The sequence below is a fragment of the Micromonospora sp. U56 genome (assembly GCF_018070095.1).
Taxonomy (GTDB): Bacteria; Actinomycetota; Actinomycetes; order Mycobacteriales; family Micromonosporaceae; genus Micromonospora; species Micromonospora purpureochromogenes.
Genome location: NZ_JAGPYL010000001.1, coordinates 67255 through 85907, shown reverse-complemented (window position 1 = coordinate 85907; position 18653 = coordinate 67255). Strand labels below are relative to the sequence as shown.

General features: G+C 74.5%; 17 protein-coding genes and 1 pseudogene. 13 read left to right on the top strand and 5 right to left on the bottom strand.

What is annotated here, in order from left to right; all coding sequences use genetic code 11:
* Positions 1-11: 11 nt before the first annotated feature.
* The 6 genes and pseudogenes from KBX37_RS00410 to KBX37_RS00385 form a co-directional block, all read left to right on the top strand.
* A pseudogene (locus KBX37_RS00410) lies at positions 12-848 on the top strand (ABC transporter ATP-binding protein); the annotation flags it as partial.
* Positions 849-1051: 203 nt separating this feature from the next.
* A complete protein-coding gene (locus tag KBX37_RS00405; protein ID WP_154941702.1) occupies positions 1052-2236 on the top strand; it encodes an ABC transporter permease in 1185 nt (394 codons plus the stop codon).
* A gap of 257 nt (positions 2237-2493) precedes the next feature.
* Positions 2494-2703: a helix-turn-helix domain-containing protein gene (locus KBX37_RS00400; RefSeq protein ID WP_088960133.1), complete on the top strand. Its 210-nt coding sequence runs from the start codon at positions 2494-2496 to the stop codon at positions 2701-2703.
* A gap of 219 nt (positions 2704-2922) precedes the next feature.
* Positions 2923-3024 carry a 30S ribosomal protein bS22 gene (locus tag KBX37_RS00395; RefSeq protein ID WP_007465623.1) on the top strand — a complete coding sequence of 34 codons (102 nt, stop codon included), beginning with the start codon at positions 2923-2925 and terminating at the stop codon, positions 3022-3024.
* Positions 3025-3144: 120 nt separating this feature from the next.
* Complete coding sequence (locus KBX37_RS00390; RefSeq protein WP_179801989.1) at positions 3145-4218, top strand: NAD-dependent epimerase/dehydratase family protein; 1074 nt, start codon at positions 3145-3147, stop codon at positions 4216-4218.
* A 305-nt stretch (positions 4219-4523) separates the two neighbouring features.
* Positions 4524-5411, top strand: a complete 888-nt coding sequence (locus tag KBX37_RS00385) for a lysophospholipid acyltransferase family protein (protein WP_210773748.1) — start codon at positions 4524-4526, stop codon at positions 5409-5411.
* 112 nt (positions 5412-5523) lie between these two features.
* On the opposite strand, the gene KBX37_RS00380 is transcribed toward KBX37_RS00385, so the two are convergent.
* The 3 genes from KBX37_RS00380 to KBX37_RS00370 form a co-directional block, all read right to left on the bottom strand.
* The gene (locus KBX37_RS00380; protein WP_210773615.1) at positions 5524-6399 is read right to left on the bottom strand and encodes an HAD family phosphatase; all 876 of its coding nucleotides are present in this window, start codon (positions 6397-6399) and stop codon (positions 5524-5526) included.
* Positions 6400-6503: 104 nt separating this feature from the next.
* Positions 6504-7376 carry a DUF5667 domain-containing protein gene (locus tag KBX37_RS00375; RefSeq protein ID WP_210773614.1) on the bottom strand — a complete coding sequence of 291 codons (873 nt, stop codon included), beginning with the start codon at positions 7374-7376 and terminating at the stop codon, positions 6504-6506.
* A gap of 232 nt (positions 7377-7608) precedes the next feature.
* On the bottom strand, positions 7609-8541 hold the full coding sequence (locus tag KBX37_RS00370; protein WP_210773613.1) for an ECF subfamily RNA polymerase sigma factor, BldN family: 933 nt from the start codon (positions 8539-8541) through the stop codon (positions 7609-7611).
* 469 nt (positions 8542-9010) lie between these two features.
* Between KBX37_RS00370 and KBX37_RS00365 the strand changes: the two genes are divergently transcribed.
* From KBX37_RS00365 to KBX37_RS00355, 3 genes are read left to right on the top strand one after another with little or no spacing between them, the layout of a single operon-like run.
* A complete protein-coding gene (locus tag KBX37_RS00365; RefSeq protein WP_210773612.1) occupies positions 9011-10624 on the top strand; it encodes an AMP-binding protein in 1614 nt (537 codons plus the stop codon).
* Complete coding sequence (locus tag KBX37_RS00360) at positions 10614-10868, top strand: glutaredoxin family protein (RefSeq protein ID WP_154941713.1); 255 nt, start codon at positions 10614-10616, stop codon at positions 10866-10868. Before KBX37_RS00365 ends, KBX37_RS00360 begins: the two co-directional genes overlap by 11 nt.
* Before the next feature lie 21 nt (positions 10869-10889).
* The gene (locus KBX37_RS00355) at positions 10890-11540 is read left to right on the top strand and encodes an HAD family hydrolase (RefSeq protein ID WP_210773611.1); all 651 of its coding nucleotides are present in this window, start codon (positions 10890-10892) and stop codon (positions 11538-11540) included.
* Positions 11541-11564: 24 nt separating this feature from the next.
* Here the strand turns inward: KBX37_RS00355 and KBX37_RS00350 are convergent, their stop codons facing one another.
* On the bottom strand, positions 11565-12218 hold the full coding sequence (locus KBX37_RS00350; RefSeq protein WP_088960141.1) for a response regulator transcription factor: 654 nt from the start codon (positions 12216-12218) through the stop codon (positions 11565-11567).
* A gap of 34 nt (positions 12219-12252) precedes the next feature.
* Positions 12253-13539, bottom strand: coding sequence for a sensor histidine kinase (locus KBX37_RS00345; RefSeq protein ID WP_210773610.1), 1287 nt, complete (start codon positions 13537-13539; stop codon positions 12253-12255).
* 433 nt (positions 13540-13972) lie between these two features.
* Between KBX37_RS00345 and KBX37_RS00340 the strand changes: the two genes are divergently transcribed.
* Genes KBX37_RS00340 through KBX37_RS00325 form a run of 4 tightly spaced genes read left to right on the top strand, consistent with a single transcriptional unit; the run spans position 13973 to position 18652 of the window.
* Positions 13973-14743 (top strand): redox-sensing transcriptional repressor Rex, encoded by a 771-nt coding sequence (locus KBX37_RS00340; protein WP_210773609.1) that lies wholly within the window; start codon positions 13973-13975, stop codon positions 14741-14743.
* The gene (locus tag KBX37_RS00335) at positions 14740-16110 is read left to right on the top strand and encodes a glutamyl-tRNA reductase (protein ID WP_210773608.1); all 1371 of its coding nucleotides are present in this window, start codon (positions 14740-14742) and stop codon (positions 16108-16110) included. The genes KBX37_RS00340 and KBX37_RS00335 overlap by 4 nt, the downstream gene beginning before the upstream one ends.
* On the top strand, positions 16107-17075 hold the full coding sequence (hemC, locus tag KBX37_RS00330) for a hydroxymethylbilane synthase (protein ID WP_210773607.1): 969 nt from the start codon (positions 16107-16109) through the stop codon (positions 17073-17075). The genes KBX37_RS00335 and hemC overlap by 4 nt, the downstream gene beginning before the upstream one ends.
* Entirely contained in the window at positions 17072-18652 is a 1581-nt protein-coding gene (locus tag KBX37_RS00325) for a uroporphyrinogen-III synthase (protein WP_210773606.1), read from the top strand. The genes hemC and KBX37_RS00325 overlap by 4 nt, the downstream gene beginning before the upstream one ends.
* The last annotated feature ends 1 nt before the right edge of the window (position 18653 follow it).

The following is an 18653-nucleotide window of genomic DNA, read 5'->3' as shown; positions in this document are numbered from 1 at the left end:
GGGGAACGGCCGTGAGCGGTCCGGCGGCGATCGAGGCGGTGGACGTCTCCCGGACGTACCAGCTCGACGGTGTCTCCGTGCCGGCGCTGCGCGGCGTCTCGCTGACCGTGGCGCCGGGGGACTACGTGGCCGTGGTCGGGCCGTCCGGCTCCGGCAAGTCGACCCTGATGCACCTGCTCGGCGGGCTGGACCAGCCCACCGGCGGTCGGCTGGTGATCGGCGGTCGGGAGGTCGGCGCCCTCTCCGCGCCGGAGCTGGCGAGGCTGCGCAACGAGACCATCGGCTTCGTCTTCCAGGCGTTCCACCTGCTGCCGCGGACGTCGGCGGTGGACAACGTGGCGCTGCCGCTGGTCTACCGCGGCGTCGGGGCCCGGCAGCGGCGCGAGCGGGCGGCCGCGATGCTCGGCCGGGTCGGCCTGGGGCACCGGCTGGACCACCGCCCCAACCAGCTCTCCGGTGGCGAGCAGCAGCGGGTGGCGATCGCCCGGGCGTTGGTCACCGACCCGACGGTGCTGCTCGCCGACGAGCCGACCGGCAACCTGGACACGGTGACCGGCCAGGCGGTGCTGGCCCTGCTGGAGCAGCTCAACGCCGAGTCCGGGGTGGCGCTGGTGATGGTGACCCACGACAACGAGGTGGCGGCCCGGGCCCGGCGGCGGATCGCGATGCGCGACGGGGTGGTGGTGTCGGACAGCCCCTCGACCGTTCATGATCGACCGGCGTCCGGGCCCGTGACGGCACCTGACACACTGGTGGCCGCTCCCAGCGCGGAGCCCCGGTCCGCGTCCGGAAGCGGCCCGGGGCGCCCGTCCGGTGGCTCCGGTGGCGCCGCCGGAGCCACCGGACGCCTTCCGCGCGATCCGGCGGCCGATCGGCGTACCCCCGAGTTGGCCGGACCGGGATCCGAGGTGGACGCCGCCGACCGGCCAGGACCGGACGCGGACCCTGCGGCCGGACCGCGACCCGGCGCGGACGCAGCGACCCGGGGCACCTCCCAGGTGGACGCGGCCGGGACGGACCGGGCGGGCGACGAGCGGGCCGGCGGGGCGTCGTGAGGCTCGCCGAGGCGTGGCGGGTGGCGCTGGACGCGCTGCGGGCCAACCGGATGCGCAGCGCGCTGACCATGCTCGGCGTGATCATCGGCGTGGCGTCCGTGGTGTTGCTGGTCGCCATCGGCACCGGTACGAAGCAGAAGGTCGAACAGCAGGTCGAAGGGCTCGGCTCCAACCTGCTGCTGGTGGTACCCGGCCGGATCGACGTGGGCACCGCGCCGGTGGTCTCCCCGCTGACCCTCGCCGACGTCGACGCGGTCTCCCGGGTGGTCGGCGATCCCAGCCGGGTCGCGGTCACCATCGCCTCCGGCGCGACGGCCCGGGCCGGCAACCGCTCCGACTTCACGACCGTGCAGGGAGTGCTGGAGACCACCCCCACGGTCTTCACCCGCTCGCTCGCCCGGGGCCGCTACCTCACCGGCGCCGACGTGGACACCAGCCGCCGGGTGGCGGTGCTCGGCGACTCGGTGGCCCGCGCGCTCTTTCCCGACCGGGATCCGCTCGGCCAGCAGGTCGCGCTCGCCGGCGTCCGGTTCCGGGTGATCGGGGTGTTCGCGCCGCTCGGGCAGAGCCTCGGCGTCGACCGGGACGACGAGGTGCACGTGCCGGTCACCGCGGCCCAGCGACTCTGGGGCACCCAGCGGGTGGACGGCATCGCGGTAAAGGCCCCGGACCGGGAGCGGATCGGCGAGCTGGGCGACCGGATCGTCGCCGAGCTGTCCCGCCGGCACCCGGACACCGAGTTCAGCGCGGTCACCCAGCAGCAGATTCTCGGCGTGCTCGGCGACATCCTCGGGGTGCTCACCGGCGTGCTCGCCGCCATCGCCGGCATCTCGCTGCTCGTCGGCGGGGTGGGTGTCTCCAACATCATGCTGGTCTCGGTGCGCGAACGGACCCGGGAGATCGGCCTGCGCAAGGCCGTCGGCGCCCGCCCCCGCGACATCGGGGTGCAGTTCCTGCTTGAGGCGGTGCTGCTCACCGCGATCGGCGGGCTGACCGGGATGGCGCTCGGCGTGGGCACCGCGCTGCTGGTGGATGCCTTGTCGCCGATCCCGGCCGCGATCACCTGGTGGTCGCTGGCGCTGGCGTTCGGGGTGTCGGCGGCGGTGGGCATCGTCTTCGGCGTGGTGCCGGCGCAGCGGGCCGGCCGGCTCGACCCGGTGGTCGCGCTGCGCGCCGAGTGAGCCCGCCCGGGTCGCCGGCGCGGGCCTCGCGGGACCGGTGCCCGACACCGGTCCCGGGAACGGGACGCTGAGCGCAGGCGGGGGCGAAACGGCAGGTCACGGTCGGGTGAACAGCGACCCGGGCATGATCAGTTGTACGAAGGGATCGCGCCGGTCACAGCGGCCCCGCTACCGTACTGGTAACACGCGCGTTGCCGGCCCGGACGGAAGCTCCGGTCGCTCGGCACGCGCCGGGCATGGGATGGGTCGGGTGAGCCATGGCCGGGTCGCAGTCCGACGGTCGGCTGTCGGATGTCAAGTTCCTCACCGTCGCCGAGGTGGCGTCGGTCATGCGGGTGTCCAAGATGACGGTCTACCGCCTGGTGCACAGCGGTGAACTCACCGCGGTCCGGGTCGGCCGGTCGTTCCGGGTGCCGGAGCACGCGGTGCACGACTATCTCCGGGGCGCGTTTCAGGAGACCGCCTGACCCGTCGCCGGGCGGTGCGCCGACTGCGACGTAACGGGCATCGACGGGGGCGCGTTGGTCCTGCTGACGCACTCCGGCTACCCTGGAGCCGATCGTGACCCTCGCCGGTGAGCCCCGACGCCACCAGGCTGGTCCGGTCCGTTGTCCGCAAGCGGTCACCGGCGCCACCGACGTGGCGCCGCTCGTCCGCCCCGCACGTTTGCATTGAAAGGCTGTCGTATGGGCTCGGTGGTCAAGAAGCGCCGCAAGCGCATGGCTAAGAAGAAGCACCGCAAGCTGCTGCGCAAGACCCGCGTCCAGCGTCGCCGTCTCGGTAAGTGACCGGGGCCGGGCCACGGCCCGGCTTCCGGCACCACTTGCCAACTGTCGACCCTCGGAGGCTCAGGTGATCAGGCCGCGGACGTCCCGGCTCGGTCCCGTCTGCCGGTCAGGGCGTACGAGATGACCCCCGGTGGCACCTCAGGTGCTCCGGGGGTCGTCGTCGTGACCGGGGTCGGCCGCTATCTCGGCGCGCACGTCGCCGCCCGGCTCGCCGCCGACCCGCGCATCGAGCGGGTGATCGGCGTCGACCCGGCCACCCCGGGCCCCGAGTTCACCGACCTGCTCGACCGGGTCGAGCGGGTCCGGCTCGACCTCGGCTCGCTCGGCGGGCTCCTCGTCGACCTGGACGTCGACGCCGTGGTGCACCTCGCCCTGGTCAGCTCGCCCGACCCCCAGCACGGCGGCCGGGCGGCGATGAAGGAGCAGAACGTCATCGGCACCATGCAGCTGCTCGCCGCCTGCCAGCGGGCGCCGCGGCTGCGCAAGCTGGTGGTCCGTTCCTCCACGGCCGCGTACGGCGCGTCCTTCCGCGACCCGGCGGTCTTCACCGAGGAGACCGAGCCGCGCGAGGTGCCGCGCGGCGGTTTCGGCCGCGACATCCTCGACATCGAGGGGTACGTCCGCGGCTTCCGCCGCCGCCGTCCCGACGTGACCGCGACCGTGCTGCGCTTCGCGCCGTTCATCGGCTCCACCGCCGACACCACGCTCACCCGTTACTTCTCCCAGCCGGTGGTGCCCACCGTCTTCGGGCGCGACCCGCGGTTGCAGTTCGTGCACTTCGACGACGCCCTGGAGGTGCTGCACCGGTCCATCGCCGAGGAGCACCCGGGCACCTACAACGTCGCCGGGCCGGGGGTGCTCTCGCTCTCCCAGGCGATCCGCCGGGCCGGCCGGGTCGCCGTGCCGGTGCTGGAGCCGGGCCTGTCCGGGGCCGCCGCGCTCGCCCGCAACCTCGGCTTCGGCCGCTACGGCCTCGACCAGGTCGACCTCTTCGTGCACGGCCGGGTGGTCGACACCAGCCGGCTGGAGCGGGAGTACGGCTTCACCCCGCGCTCCACCGCCGCCGCGTTCGACGACTTCATCCGGGCCCACCACGGCGGCGTGGTGCTCACCCGGGACAGCCTGGCCACTGCCGAACAACTGGTGCTGGAGAGCATCCGCCAGGTCCGGTCGGCCGTCCGGGAGCGCTCGTGAGCCGGTCCGAGGAGCGGCCCGACGGCCGGTACGACCTACCGCTGACCGTGGCCGGGCCGGACGTTCAGCCGGCGCGAAGCAACGGGCACCGGCGCACCACGGCCGCCGCCGCCGCCCGGGAGCCGGCGGCCCTGGCCGAGCCGGACACCTCCGCCACCGACGAGCCAATCCCGTCCGCCCGGGCGGGCGCGACCCCGTCCACCGGCAACGAGCCGGACGCCGGGACCGACGAGCTGAACACCGGGGCCCACGAGTCGGAGACCGGGGCGCGGGACCTTTCCACCCAGGGCGACGAGTCCGGGCGGATGCCGGCGGACCCGCCGGCCGGGGCGGCGGTGCCGGACCGGCCGGGGGACCACTGGGACCGTAAGGTCGCCGCCGGCCTGGCCTTCCTGCGCCGACGGCTCTCCGGCGAGTACGAGGTCGACGAGTTCGGCTTCGACCCGGACCTGACCGACTCGGTCTTCCACCCGCTGGTGCGCCTGCTCTACCGGGACTGGTTCCGCACCGAGGTCACCGGCCTGGAGAACGTGCCCGTCGACGGGGCGGGCCTGGTCGTCGGCAACCACTCCGGCACGGTGGCCCTGGACGCGCTGATCCTCGCCACCGCCCTGCACGACCAGCACCCGGCGCGCCGCTACCTGCGGCTGCTCGGCGCCGACCTGGTGTTCCGGATGCCGGTGGTCTCCGAGATCGCCCGCAAGACCGGCGGTACGGTCGCCTGCAACCCGGACGCGGAGCGGCTGCTCGGCAACGGTGAACTGGTCGGCGTCTTCCCCGAGGGCTTCAAGGGCATCGGCAAGCTCTACTCCGACCGTTACAAGCTGCAACGCTTCGGTCGGGGCGGTTTCGTCTCGGCGGCGCTGCGCACCGGCACCCCGATCGTGCCGGTCGCCATCGTCGGCGGCGAGGAGATCTACCCGATGCTCGCCGACATCAAGCCGCTCGCCCGGCTGCTGAAGCTCCCGTACTTCCCGGTCACGCCGACCTTCCCGTGGCTCGGGCCGCTGGGCATGGTGCCGCTGCCCAGCAAGTGGCTGATCGAGTTCTGCCCGCCGATCCCGACGGCGCACCTCACCGACTCCGCCGACGACCCGCTGGTCGTGTTCAACCTCGCCGACCAGGTCCGCGAAACGATCCAGCACACCCTGCACAAGCTCCTGGAACGCCGCCCCGACCCCTTCGGCCCCTGACCCCCCGGGGCCCTCGCGCCCCCTGCCGAGACGCAGTTACCGAGAAAGCGTGGCTATTCCTCCGCGAATAGCCACGCTTTCTCGGTAAGAGTGGGCGCTTCGTGGTGGGGGATCAGGGGGTGCGGCGGCGGCGGTGCAGGGCCAGGCCGGCGCTGACCGCGCCGGCGAGCAGGCCGGCGGCGGCGGTCGACGGTACGGCGATCTTGACCGCCCGCCGCCCGGTGCGGAAGTCCCGCACCTCCCAGCCCCGCTCGCGGGCCTGCCGCAGCAGCGTCCCGTCCGGGTTGATCGCGACCGCCCGCCCGACGGCGGTGAGCATCGGCAGGTCGTTGGCGGAGTCGCTGTAGGCGGCGCAGCGCGGCAGGTCCAGCCCCTCCACCGCGGCGAGCTGGGCGACCGCCTCCGCCTTGGCCGGCCCGTGCATCAGGTCGCCGACCAGCCGCCCCGTGTACGCGCCGTCGACCACCTCGGCCACCGTGCCGACCGCACCGGTCAGGCCGAGCCGGGTGGCGATCACCCGGCCGATCTCCACCGGGGCGGCACTGACCAGCCACACCCGCTCGCCGGCGTCGAGGTGCCGCTGCGCGAGCCGGCGGGTACCGGCCCAGATGCGCGGGGCCATCAGCTCGTCGAAGATCTCCTCGGCGAGGCGCTCGATCTCGTCCACCCGCCAGCCCTCGATGAAGGCCAGGGCGGCCTCCTTGGCCTGCGACATGTCCACGGCGTTCTCGGTGGCCAGCAGCCGGAACCGGGCCTGCTGCCAGGCGAACCGGGCCAGGTCCCCGGTGGTGAAGTACTTGCGGGCGGCCAGCCCGCGGGCGAACCAGTAGATCGACGCGCCCTGCATCATCGTGTTGTCCACGTCGAAGAAGGCCGCGGCGGTGGGGTCCGGCTCAGCGGGGACGGGCCGGTCGAGCTCGGCGTCGGCCCAGCCGGCGGTGTGCCCGTGGACGTCGGTGCTGACCGTGACCTTGCGGGTGCGGGCCATCCGACCTCCCTCCGTACGACGACCGCTGCACCCCTGAGCGTAGTCGGGGGTCGGTTACCGGCGGGCGTCCGAAGGTGCAACTGTGGCGTGAACGGCTCTGCCGCTCAGCGGTCGCTCGGGCAGGTCGCCGGGGCGGGGCCGAGCGCGTCGCTGCCGGCCGGCGCGGGCAGGCCGCAGGCGATGGCGGCGCGCAGCGCGTCGGAGCGCTTGCGGATCGCGTCCAGCAGGGCCAGCGAACGGCGGGTCCGGTCCCGCTCGGCGCGGCTGGCCCCGTCGAGCAGTCCACCGACCGCCTTGCGCTGCCCGGTCACGAAGGTGTTCACCGCATCCAGCCCGGCCGGGTCGGAGCGCTGGGCGGCGGTGGTGGTGAGCAGCCGTACGCCCTGGCGGGTGTCGGCGTCCATGTCGTCCAGCACCGCGCTGAACCCGGCCAGGTCGCCGCGGAGCATGCCGGCTTCGTCCAGCCGGGTACGGGCGAAGTCGAGGAAGAGCTGGCCCCGGCTGAGGTCGGAGCTGGTCAGGGCGAGCTGGGCGCGTTCGGTGGAGCGCTTCATGCCGTACAGCGCGTCGCCGGGGACCGCGTCCTCGCTGGCGGCGGAGATGCCCGACACGGCGACGGCGCCGGCGGCGATGCCGACCAGGATGGCGCCCCGGGCGCGGATCTGGCGGGCGGTCACCGCGCCCAGCAGCGAGCCACGCGAAGCCGCCTCGGTCGTGCGGGCGGGCGTGGTCGCGGTCGCCGCGCCCATGCCCTCCCGCTCCACGGTCGCCACCAGCATGGCCCGGAGCCCGGTGCGGAACTCGGCGTCCACCTCGGCGTCCGGCCGCGCGGCGACGAGTCGCTGACCGACCGCCACCAGGGCGGTGAGCCGGTCGTCGGCACGGGACCGGACATGGTGACGCCGGCCGCCGTTCGCCTCGTCGAGAAGCTGGGCGAAACGTGCGGCCCGACGACGGGAGAAGAGGTCACTGTCCACCGCAGGCACCCCCTCTCGCTGGTCACGGCCGCCTCGGCCGCGGTGGTTCCCAGCGACCGGCGGCGGCGTACACCGACGGACGAAGGTGTTGGCCGGCCGCGCTGCTCCGGACCGGGTGGTCCGGGGGCGCCGGGGCAACCACCGGTCGCACCCGGAGAAACGGTCCGCGACGGGCACGGGTTACGGGCCGGCCGCTGCCGAAATCACGAAGAGTGATCGTCGTCGCAGGGGCTCAGGGCTGGAAACCGTCCGGGAGCAGGCGGGCCAGGGCGCGGACGGCGCGATATTGCAGTGCCTTGATCGCGCCCTCGTTCTTGCCCATCGCGCGGGCCGTCTCGGCAACTGAGAAACCCTGGAGGAAGCGGAGCACGATGCACTCCTGCTGCTCCGGGTTGAGCTGCTTGACGGCGGTGAGCAGCGCGACGTTGGTGATGTGCTCGACCACCGCCGCCTCGGGGCTGCCCTCCGGGCCCCGGTCCTCCCGGTCGGCGTCGAGCACGTCGCCGGTGGTGACCTCCAACCGGTAGCGGCCGGACTTGAAGTGGTCCGCCACCAGGTTGCGGGCGATGGTGACCAGCCAGGCGCCGAGGTCGCGGCCCTGCCAGGTGAAGCTGCCGATCCGCTTGAGGGCCCGCAGGAAGGTGTCCGAGGTGAGGTCCTCGGCCAGTTGGCGGTTGCCGACCCGGAAGTAGACGAAGCGGAAGACGGTGTCGACGTACCGGTCGTAGATCAGGCCGAACGCCTCGGCCTCGCCGGCCTGCGCGCGCTCCACCAGCGCCCAGACCTCGGTGGCCGGGTCGGACGGGTCGGGCCGGCTGGGGAACCCGGTCGCCGGTGTCGTGGCCGCCGGCACGGCGGGCAGCACGGCGGTGTCGGCGGCGGGCACCGCCGGCAGCACGGCGGTCTCGGCGCCGGACGGGTCGGCCACCGCCGGCGGCTCGCCGACCCGCCGGCTCTGCGCCGGCATGGTCGGCCGGGCCGGCGACGCGACCCGGCCGCCGGCCGATTTCGCGTTCCCACCGGGTACGGCAGGCCGGGCCGGGGCCTCGTTGTGCCGGTTGCGCCGATCGGAGCCGTGCCCCGGATCCAGCCGCTCGTTGGGCGACGTCCGGGGTGTCGGGCCGGTCAGGCCGGCGGGTCGCTCCGCGTAGCCGAAGGTGGTCACCGCGCCTCCCCGGTCCGCGCGCCGGCCGGCCGGGCGGTGCGGCGACGGGTCGCCGCAGCGTCCGGTCCGCCCCGGGCGGGCAGGGTCGCACAGGGGTGTGCCGACGTGCGGCAGATCCCCCTGAGGTGCTGGTCCAATGCGCTCACAGGCACGGGGGCCTCCTCGGGCTGAGGGGTGTCGACTCACGGCAAATGGGGTGAGCCGACCCGAGTGATGATAGGGCCAACGTCACCCGCGCGTGGCAAGTCCGTTACACAGGGCCAAAGTATTTCCCGCCCCGTCGCACAGATGGCGGACCGGTTGTCCGTCGTGTGCGGTTGACTTTCACGTCGTGCCTTGATCCCGAGTGAAAAGTCCAGGTCGGAGCGGAAGTGAACCGCCTTCGGCGTGTCGGCGTGTCGCCGGAAGGGCGGCGTGCCCCCGGCGCAAGCATGGTCCCTCCGGGACTGCTGTGCCAGACTCAGCGACCGTGCAGGACGCCGCCGACAGCTCCGCGCCCGAACTCGCCGACCGGCTCCGCCGGGCGGCCGCCGACCACGGCGACCGACCCGCGCTGCACTGGCGCGAGCAGACCCTGACCTGGTCCGAACTGGACGCCCGGGTGAGCGCCGTGGCCCGGGCCCTGGCCGCCGCCGGGCCGGCCGCGCCGACCGACCCGCCGGCCCGGGTGGCGATCGCGTTGCCGAACACGCCGGACTTCGTGGTCGCCTACCTCGCCACGCTGCGCGCCGGGCTGGTCGCGGTGCCGGTCAACCCCGGCCTCACCGCCCGCGAGCTGCGGCACGTGCTCGCCGACTCCGGCGCGACGCTGCTCTGCGGCACCGAGGCCGTCCGGGACCGGGTGGCCGGTCTCGAGCTGCCGGCGCTCACCGCCGTGCACACCACCCTGCCCGAGGAGGCCGGGGAGCCGCCGGCGCGAGCCGGCGGCGACCTCGCGGTGCTGCTCTACACCTCGGGCACCGAGGGGCAGCCCAAGGGCGCGATGCTGCCGCACCGGGCGCTGGCCGCCAATCAGGACCAGGTGGGCCGGATCTCCCCGCCGGTGGTCGGGCCCGGGGACACCGTGCTGCTCGCGTTGCCGCTGTTCCACGCGTACGGGTTGAACACGGGGCTGGGCGCGGTGATCCACCACGGCGCTACCGGGGTGCTGGTCGACGAGCTCGGCCCCGGCTGCGCGCTCGACGAGATCGCCCGGCACCGGGTCAGCGTGCTGGTCGGCGTAGCGTCGATGTTCCTGGCCTGGTCCACGGCGGACGCCGACGCGGTCGTCGCGGCGATGGCGTCGGTGCGGGTCGCGGTCTGCGGCGCGGCGCCGCTGGACCCGGCCGCCGCGGCGCGCTTCACCGAGGTCACCGGGCATCCGGTGCACGTCGGGTACGGCCTGACCGAGACCGCGCCGGTGCTCACCACCACCCTGGTCGGCGGCGAGCCGAAGCCCGGCTCGATCGGCCGGCCGCTGCCCGGCGTCGAGCTGCGCCTGGTCGGCGGCGACGGGACCGACCTGTGGCGCGACGGCGTCGCCGAGCCGGACGACGACCCCGACGACGACCCGTGGCTCGCCGACTCCTCGCCCGGCACCGACCCCGGCCAGATCGTGGTCCGCGGGGCGAACCTGTTCGCCGGCTACTGGCCGGACGGCCGGGGCGGCCCGGACGCGGACGGCTGGTGGGCCACCGGCGACGTCGCCGACGCCGACGACGACGGCGACCTCTTCCTGGTCGACCGGCTGGGCGAGCTGATCCTGGTCAACGGCTTCAACGTCTACCCGCGCGAGGTCGAGCTGGTGCTCGAGGCGCACCCGGGGGTGGCCGGCTCGGCCGTCCTGGGTGTGCCGCACCCGCGTACGGGTGAGACTGTGCGGGCGTACGTGGTGCCGGCGCCGGGGCGTCCGGTCACCGGCGAGGAGCTGCTCGCCCACTGCGCGCGTAACCTGGCCCGGTTCAAGTGCCCGACCGCCGTCGAGTTCGTCGACGAACTGCCGTACTCGGTGATCGGGAAGGTACGCAAGACCCAGCTGCGGTCGGCGCCGTCCCCGGCGACGCCGCCCCGGCCCCGACGCACGGAGGTCCCCGATGTCCAGTGACGCCCGGCTCACCCTGATCACCCGGCCCGGCTGCCACCTCTGCGAGGACGCCAAGGCCGCGCTGGACCGGGTGGTGGCGGTCACCGGCGACAAGTGGGTGGAGAAGGACGTCACCGGCGACGTCGAGGCGGAGCGGGACTACGGGGACCGGCTGCCGGTCGTGCTGCTCGACGGCAAGGAGCACGGCTACTGGCGGGTCGAGGAGGATCGGCTGCTGCGGGACCTGACCACGCCGCAGCTCTGAGGAGACCCTTAGGCTGCTGCGATGATCCCTGCGCGCGACCACCTGGTGTGGGACTGGAACGGCACCCTGCTCGACGACCTCAGCCTGGTGGTGCAGGCCACCAACGTGGCCTTCGCCAGCGCCGGCGGCCCGTCGGTGACCGCGGACGAGCACCGGGTGCGGTTCCGCCGGCCGATCGTCGACTACTACGCCGAGATGCTGGGCCGGGCGATCGACGCGGAGGCGTTCGGCGCGCTCGACCGGATCTTCCACGACGCGTACCGGGCCGGGCTGACCAGCTGCGCGCTGGCCGACGACGCGCTGGCGGCCATCGCCGCCTGGCCGGGCAGCCAGTCACTGTTGTCGATGTGGTTCCACGACGAGCTGGTGCCGACCGTGCACACCTACGGCCTGACCCCGCACTTCGCCCGGGTGGACGGGCTGCGCGCCACGGTCGGCGGCGGCCACAAGGCGGAGTGGCTGGAGAAGCACCTGGCCGAGCTGGGGCTGGCCGGCGAGTCGGTGGTGCTGATCGGCGATTCGGTCGACGACGCGCACGCCGCCGAGAGCGTCGGCGCCCGCTGCGTCCTCTACACCGGTGGCCTCTCCGACCCCGCCGCCCTGCGCGCCACCCCCCACCCCACCGCGGACACCCTCACCGAGGCGGTGACCCTGGCCACCCGCCTTCCCTGACCCTGGCCCCCGCCGCCGGGCGGGTCAGGCGCGGAGGTGGGCGAGGACGGCCAGGACCCGGCGGTGGTGGTCGGTGTCCGGCGGCAGGTGGAGCTTGGTGAAGATGTTGCGTACGTGCTTCTCCACCGCGCCGTCCGTGACCACCAGGGATTTCGCGATGGCGGCGTTGGAGCGGCCCTCGGCCATCAGCGCCAGCACCTCCCGCTCGCGCGGGGTCAGCTCGCCCAGCGGGTCGTCCCGGCGGCGCCGGACCAGCAGTTGGCCGACGACCTCCGGGTCGAGCACGGTGCCGCCGGCGGCCACCCGGGCCAGCGCGTCGAGGAACTCGTCGATCGCGGCCACCCGCTCCTTGAGCAGGTAGCCGATCCCGCCGCCGCCCCCGCCCGCGGTGGACAGCAGGTCGTCGGCGTACGACACCTCGACGTACTGGGAGAGCACCAGGATCGGCGTACGCGGGACCAGCTCGCGGGCCCGGACGGCCGCGCGCAGCCCCTCGTCGGTGTGGGTGGGTGGCATCCGCACGTCGACGATCGAGACGTCCGGCCGGTGCGCCACCACCGCCTCCACCAGCGCCTCACCGTCCCCGACGGCGGCCACCACCTCGTGTCCCTGCTCGGTGAGCAGCCGGACCAGGCCCTCCCGGAGCAGTACGGCGTCGTCGGCGATCAGTACTCGCATGCCGGTGTCTACCACGTTCGGACGGTTGCCGGGGTCACAGCGGCAGCACGGCCCGCACGATGGTCGGCCCACCGACCGGGCTGTCCACCCGGAGCACGCCGCCGGCGGCGCGTACCCGGTCGGCGATGCCGGCGAGGCCGTGCCCCTTCGCCACGTGCGCACCACCGGCCCCGTCGTCACTGACGGTGACGTCGAGCTGGTCGTCGCGGCGCTGCACGGTCACCGCGCAGCCGGTCGCGCCGCTGTGCTTGGCCACGTTGGTCAGCGCCTCGGCGACCACGAAGTAGGCGGTGCTCTCCACCAGCGGGTCGAGCCGGCCCTTGGGGTTGCCCAGCCGGTCGTCGAGGGTCAGGTCGACCGGCACCAGGCTGCGGCCGGCCAGGGCGGCCACCGCGCTGGGCAGGCCCCGGTCGACCAGCACCGGCGGCGCGATGCCCCGGGAGAGCGCCCGCAGCTCGGCCAGGGTGTCCCGGGTCTGGGCGATCGCCTCGTCCAGGGTCCGGGCGGCGGCCTGCGGGTCGGTGGCGAGCTGCTGCCGGGCCCGGCTCAGGTCCATCGCCAGCCGGACCAGTCGCTGCTGGGGGCCGTCGTGGATGTCCCGCTCCAGCCGGCGCAGGGCCGCCGCCTCGGCCGACACCGCCGCCCGCTTCTGCTCCTCCAGCACGGTGATCCGGTCGCGCATCTCGGCCACGCCGGTGAGCAGGCCGCGCGCGAAGCCGGCCTGGAGCAGCGCGCAGCCGCGGACCACGATCGGCAGGGTGAGCAGGAAGATCAGGCCGATCGCGGTGTTCAGGCCGATCCGGGCCACCGGCCCGTCGCCGAGACCGAGCAGGTCGGCGAGGCTGCGGTCGTCCGGGCCGTAGGGGAGGGCCCAGTCGTACGCGGGGTAGAGGGTGCCGGCGAGCGCGACGACCCACCAGGCGACGGTGATGGCGAACGTGACGACCGCCACCACCGACCGGGCGATGCCGTGGGCCAGGTCGAGCCAGGACTGCCCGTCCCGGATCGGGGTGAAGATCCGCCGCCAGGCGCCGGCCGCCGGTGGCGGGGTCAGGTAGCGGGGCCGGATCCGGGGCATCCGGAGCACCGTGGGCAGCCGCAGCCGCTCCACGTCGGCCAGGCCGCGCGCGGTGTAGAGCGTGCCGGTCATGATCGGCAGGCCCACCACCAGCACCGCCAGCCCGACGCCGAGAGCGAGGCCGGCCGTCAGCACCACCAGGCCGAACAGCGCCAGGGGGAGGCCGAGCAGGACGTACCCGGTGTCGCGCATCAGCTGGCGGCTCACGCTCGGTACCGGCGTGACCGCGGTGGCGGTGGTCATGCTCCGAGGCTAGGGACGCCGGGCCCGGAATGCCCAGCCGGCGGGCTGCCCCGTTCGAGGTCGGGTTGGCCCTACCGCCGGCCGGCACCGCACGCCGGGCCCGGCGTGCGGTGCCGGGTGGAACCGGCTCCGGCGCTGGTGAGGGGTACGCCACGCGCCCGCCCGGCCTTGTGTGATTGGTCAGAGAAGTCGGGATTGAGCAATAATCGCCGTGCGGCGCCGGCCAAGGCCGCCGGATCGATCTTGCGGAATGGAGGGCCTGGTGGCGGGGCGTCGCGAGTCAGCAAGATCGCGATTTGTGCACGTCTTCACAAGCGCCTACTCTGTAGTTCCGACGCGCCCCGCTAGCACGGCCGGCACTCTCGGTCGCGAGCGGGGGTCCCGAAATGGCCGGGCACCGGAGTTGGCCGAGGATCGCACCGCACGGAGTCTCATGAGTCAGCACCGTCACCCTGGCGCGCCCGGCCGCGCCGGTGCCGTACCGGCGCTCCCGGATCTTCCGGAGGCGACCGTCGCGCGGCTCCCCGAGTACCTCCGCGCGCTGCACAACCTCGCCGAGAGCGGTCACGAGACCGTCTCCAGCGAGGGGCTGGCCAGCGCCGCCGGGGTCAACTCGGCCAAGCTCCGCAAGGACCTCTCCCACCTCGGCTCGTACGGCACCCGGGGCGTCGGCTACGACCTCACGCTGCTGATCGAGCAGATCGAGTACGTGCTCGGGCTCACCCAGTGCCGGGCCGTCGCCCTGGTCGGAGTGGGTAATCTCGGTCACGCCCTGGCCGGCTACGACGGCTTCGCCAGCCGGGGCTTCCGGATCGCCGCGCTCTTCGACGCGGATCCGTCCCGGGTCGGCGAGGTGATCAACGGCCTGGTCGTGCAGCACGTCGACGACCTCGCCCGGGTGGCCGCCGAGGAGTTGATCTCGATCGGCGTGATCGCCACCCCGGCCTCGGCCGCCCAGCCGGTCGCCGACCAACTCGTCGCCGTCGGCGTGACGAGCATCCTGAACTTCGCGCCGTGCGTACTCTCGGTGCCGGAGGGGGTCGACGTGCGCAAGGTCGACCTCGCCATCGAGCTGCAGATCCTGTCCTTCCACGAGCACCGCAAGGCGTCGCTGACCGCGCTCCCCGCCACCGGCGGGTCCGCCCTCACCGCTCTGCCCGGCGGGCTCGCGGCCACCGACACCCAGGAGGCGATCGGCACGTGAAACTGCTCGTCGTCGGCGCGTCCTACCGCACCGCCCCCGTTGCCACCCTGGAACAGCTGGCGGTCGCCCCCGCTGAGCTCACCCGCACGCTGGACCGCCTGGTCGCCCAGCCGTACGTCGCCGAGGCGGTGCTGGTCTCCACCTGCAACCGGGTGGAGGTCTACGCCGCCGTGTCCGGTTTCCACGGCGGCCTCGGCGACATCTGCGCCGTCCTCGCCGAGCAGGCCGGCGCCCCGCCGGCGGCGCTGGCCAACCACCTCTACGTGCACTACGACGCCGCCGCGGTCGACCACGTCTTCCGGGTCGCCGCCGGGCTGGACTCGATGGTGGTCGGCGAGGCGCAGATCCTCGGCCAGCTGCGCGACGCGTACCACTGGGCCACCGGGGCCGACTCGGCCGGGCGGCTGCTGCACGAGCTGATGCAGCAGGCGCTGCGGGTGGGCAAGCGGGCGCACGCCGAGACGAACATCGACCGCGCCGGGCAGAGCGTGGTCACCGCCGCGCTGGACCTGGCGGCCGATCACCTCGACGGTGACCTCGCCGGCCGCCCCGCCATGGTGGTCGGCGCGGGGGCGATGGGCGCGCTGGGCGTGGCGACGCTGTCCCGGCTGGGCGCCGGGCCGGTCACCGTCACCAACCGGGGGGCCGACCGGGCGGTACGCCTGGCCGAGTCGTACGCGGCGAACGCCGTGCCGATGGCCGAGCTCGTCGACGCGCTCTCCACAGTGGACATCGTAGTGGCCGCCACCGCGGCCACGGAGCCGGTCCTCACCCTCGACCGGGTCACCCGGGCGCTGGCCGGCCGCGACGCCGAGCGGGGCCCGCTGGTCCTGCTCGACCTGGCCGTGCCGCGCGACGTCGAGCCCGGGGTGGCCGAGCTGCCCGGCGTCGAGGTGATCGACATCGACCGGATGGCCGGGTTGCTCGCCGACGGTCCGGCCGCCGCCGACGCCGCCGAGGTCGCCCGGATCGTCGCGGGCGAGGTCGAGTCGTTCCTGAGCTGGCTGCGCGGGGCCGACGTGGCGCCCACCGTGGCCGCGCTGCGGGGCCGCGCCGACGACGTGGTCACCGCCGAGCTGCGCCGGCTCGCCCAGCGCCGCCCCGACCTCGACGACGACCAGCGCGCCGAGGTCGCCCGGACGGTGCACCGGGTGGTGCAGCGGCTGCTGCACCAGCCCACCGTGCGGGTCCGCCAGCTCGCCGCCGAGCCCGGCGGCGACCAGTACGCCGCCCTGCTGCGGGAGCTGTTCGACCTCCAGGTGCCGCAGACCTCGCCGGTCGACACCGTTCCCGACGTCGTCGAGAACGCCGACGGCCGGCCCTGGATCGACGTCGTCGACGTCCCGCCCACCGGAGGTGAGCGATGAGCACGCCCCTGCGCCTCGGTACCCGGGGCAGCGCCCTGGCGATGGCCCAGTCCGGCCACGTCGCCGAGGCCCTGACCGCGGCCACCGGCCGCGAGGTCGAGCTGGTCGAGGTGGTCACCGCCGGTGACCGCTCGGCGGCCCCGGTGCACCGGCTCGGCGTCGGCGTCTTCGTCTCCGCCCTGCGCGACGCGCTGACCGCCGGCGTCATCGACCTCGCGGTGCACTCGTACAAGGATCTGCCCACCGCCGCGGCGGCCGGGCTGCACATCGCGGCGGTGCCGCCCCGGCAGGACCCGCGCGACGCGCTGGTCGCCACGGGCGGTCGTACCCTCGCCGAGCTGCCGCCGGGCGCCGTGGTCGGCACCGGCGCGCTGCGCCGGATCGCCCAGCTGCACGCCCTAGGGCTGCAGCTGGAGGTCACCCCGATCCGGGGCAACGTGGACAGCCGCCTGCGGCGGGTGCTCGGCCCGGAGGCCGACCTCGACGCCGTCGTCCTGGCCCGGGCCGGCCTGGCCCGGCTGGGCCGGACCGACGTGATCACCGAAACGCTCGACCCGATGCTGATGCTGCCCGCGCCCGCCCAGGGCGCGCTGGCGGTGGAGTGCCGGGCCGACGACCATGACCTGGTCGAGCTGCTCGCGGTGCTCGACCACGCACCGTCCCGGGCCGCGGTCACCGCGGAACGGGCGTTCCTGGCCACCCTGGAGGCCGGCTGCTCCGCCCCGGTCGCCGCCTACGCCGAACTCGCCGAGGGCGACGCCGGTGAAGAGATCTACCTGCGCGGGGCGGTGATCAGCCCGGACGGCACCCGAGACCTCCGGCTGTCCCGCACCGGTACGCCCGCCGACGCGGCGGAGATCGGCAAGGCACTCGCCGCCGAACTCCTCGAACTCGGCGCCGACTCGATCCTCGGCCACGAAGGACACACCGGCCCGGGGACCCAGCAATTTGGGAGCACAGAATGACCCGCACCCGTAAGCCCGTAGGCCGGATCGCGTTCGTCGGGGCCGGCCCCGGCGACCCGGGCCTGCTGACCCGCCGGGCGCACGACGCCCTGGTCGACGCCGACCAGGTGGTGTACGACCGGGGGGTCCCCGAGTCGCTGCTCGACGCCGTCCGCGCCCAGGCCAGGTCCGACGCCCAGTTCACGCCCGCCGAGGGGGCGCCGGGCGACGTGGCCAAGGTGCTCATCTCCGCCGCCCGGTCCGGGCTGAACGCGGTGCACCTGGTCGCCGGTGACCCGTTCGGCCACGACTCGGTGGTCAAGGAGGTGCAGGCGGTGGCGCGTACCGCCGCGCACTTCGAGGTGGTCCCGGGGGTCGGCCAGGCCGAGGGTGTCGCCACGTACGCCGGTGTTCCGCTGCCGGGCGTGCGCACCGCCGCCGACGTCGAGGACGTCAGCACGCTGGACTTCGACGCGCTGGCCGCGGCCGTCGGCCGGGGCTCGCTGGCCCTCGCGGTCGACGCGGGTGACCTCGCCGCCATCCGGGACGGCCTGCTGGCCGCCGGGGTGGACGGCACCACCGGCGTCGGGGTGACCGGCGACGGCACCGGCGAGACGCAGTACACCACCACGTCGACCGTGGACTCCTTCGTCGCGGCGGCGCTCGGCTTCACCGGCCGGGTGGTGCTGACCGTCGGCGAGGGCGTCGCCCAGCGCGACAAGCTGAGCTGGTGGGAGAACCGCCCGCTGTACGGCTGGAAGGTGCTGGTGCCCCGCACCAAGGAGCAGGCCGGTGTGATGAGCGCCCGGCTGCGCGCGTACGGGGCGATCCCGTGCGAGGTGCCGACCATCGCGGTCGAGCCGCCGCGCACCCCGGCCCAGATGGAGCGGGCGGTCAAGGGCCTGGTCGACGGCCGGTACGCCTGGGTGATCTTCACCTCGGTCAACGCCGTCCGGGCGGTCTGGGAGAAGTTCGCCGAGCACGGCCTGGACGCCCGCCACTTCGGCGGCGTCAAGATCGCCTGCATCGGCGAGGCAACCGCCGACGCGGTGCGCGCCTTCGGCATCCAGCCGGAGCTGGTCCCGTCCGGCGAGCAGTCCTCCGAGGGGCTGCTGGCCGAGTTCTCGCCGCACGACGAGATCCTCGACCCGGTGGGCCGGGTGCTGCTGCCGCGCGCCGACATCGCCACCGAGACGCTCGCCGCCGGGCTCACCGAGCGCGGCTGGGAGGTCGACGACGTGACCGCGTACCGGACCGTCCGGGCCGCCCCGCCGCCCGCCGAGATCCGGGACGCGATCAAGTCGGGCGGGTTCGACGCGGTGCTCTTCACCTCGTCCTCCACCGTCCGGAACCTGGTCGGTATCGCCGGGAAGCCGCACGCGCGTACCGTTGTTGCAGTTATCGGGCCCAAGACGGCGGAGACGGCGACGGAGTTCGGCCTGCGGGTCGACGTGCAGCCTGCGCACGCCTCGGTGCCCGACCTGGTGGAGGCGCTCGCCGCCTACGCCGTCGAGTTGCGCGAGAAGCTGGCCGCCATGCCGGCCAAGCAGCGCCGCGGCTCGAAGGTGCAGGGGCCGACCGCCCTGAGGTTCCGCTGAC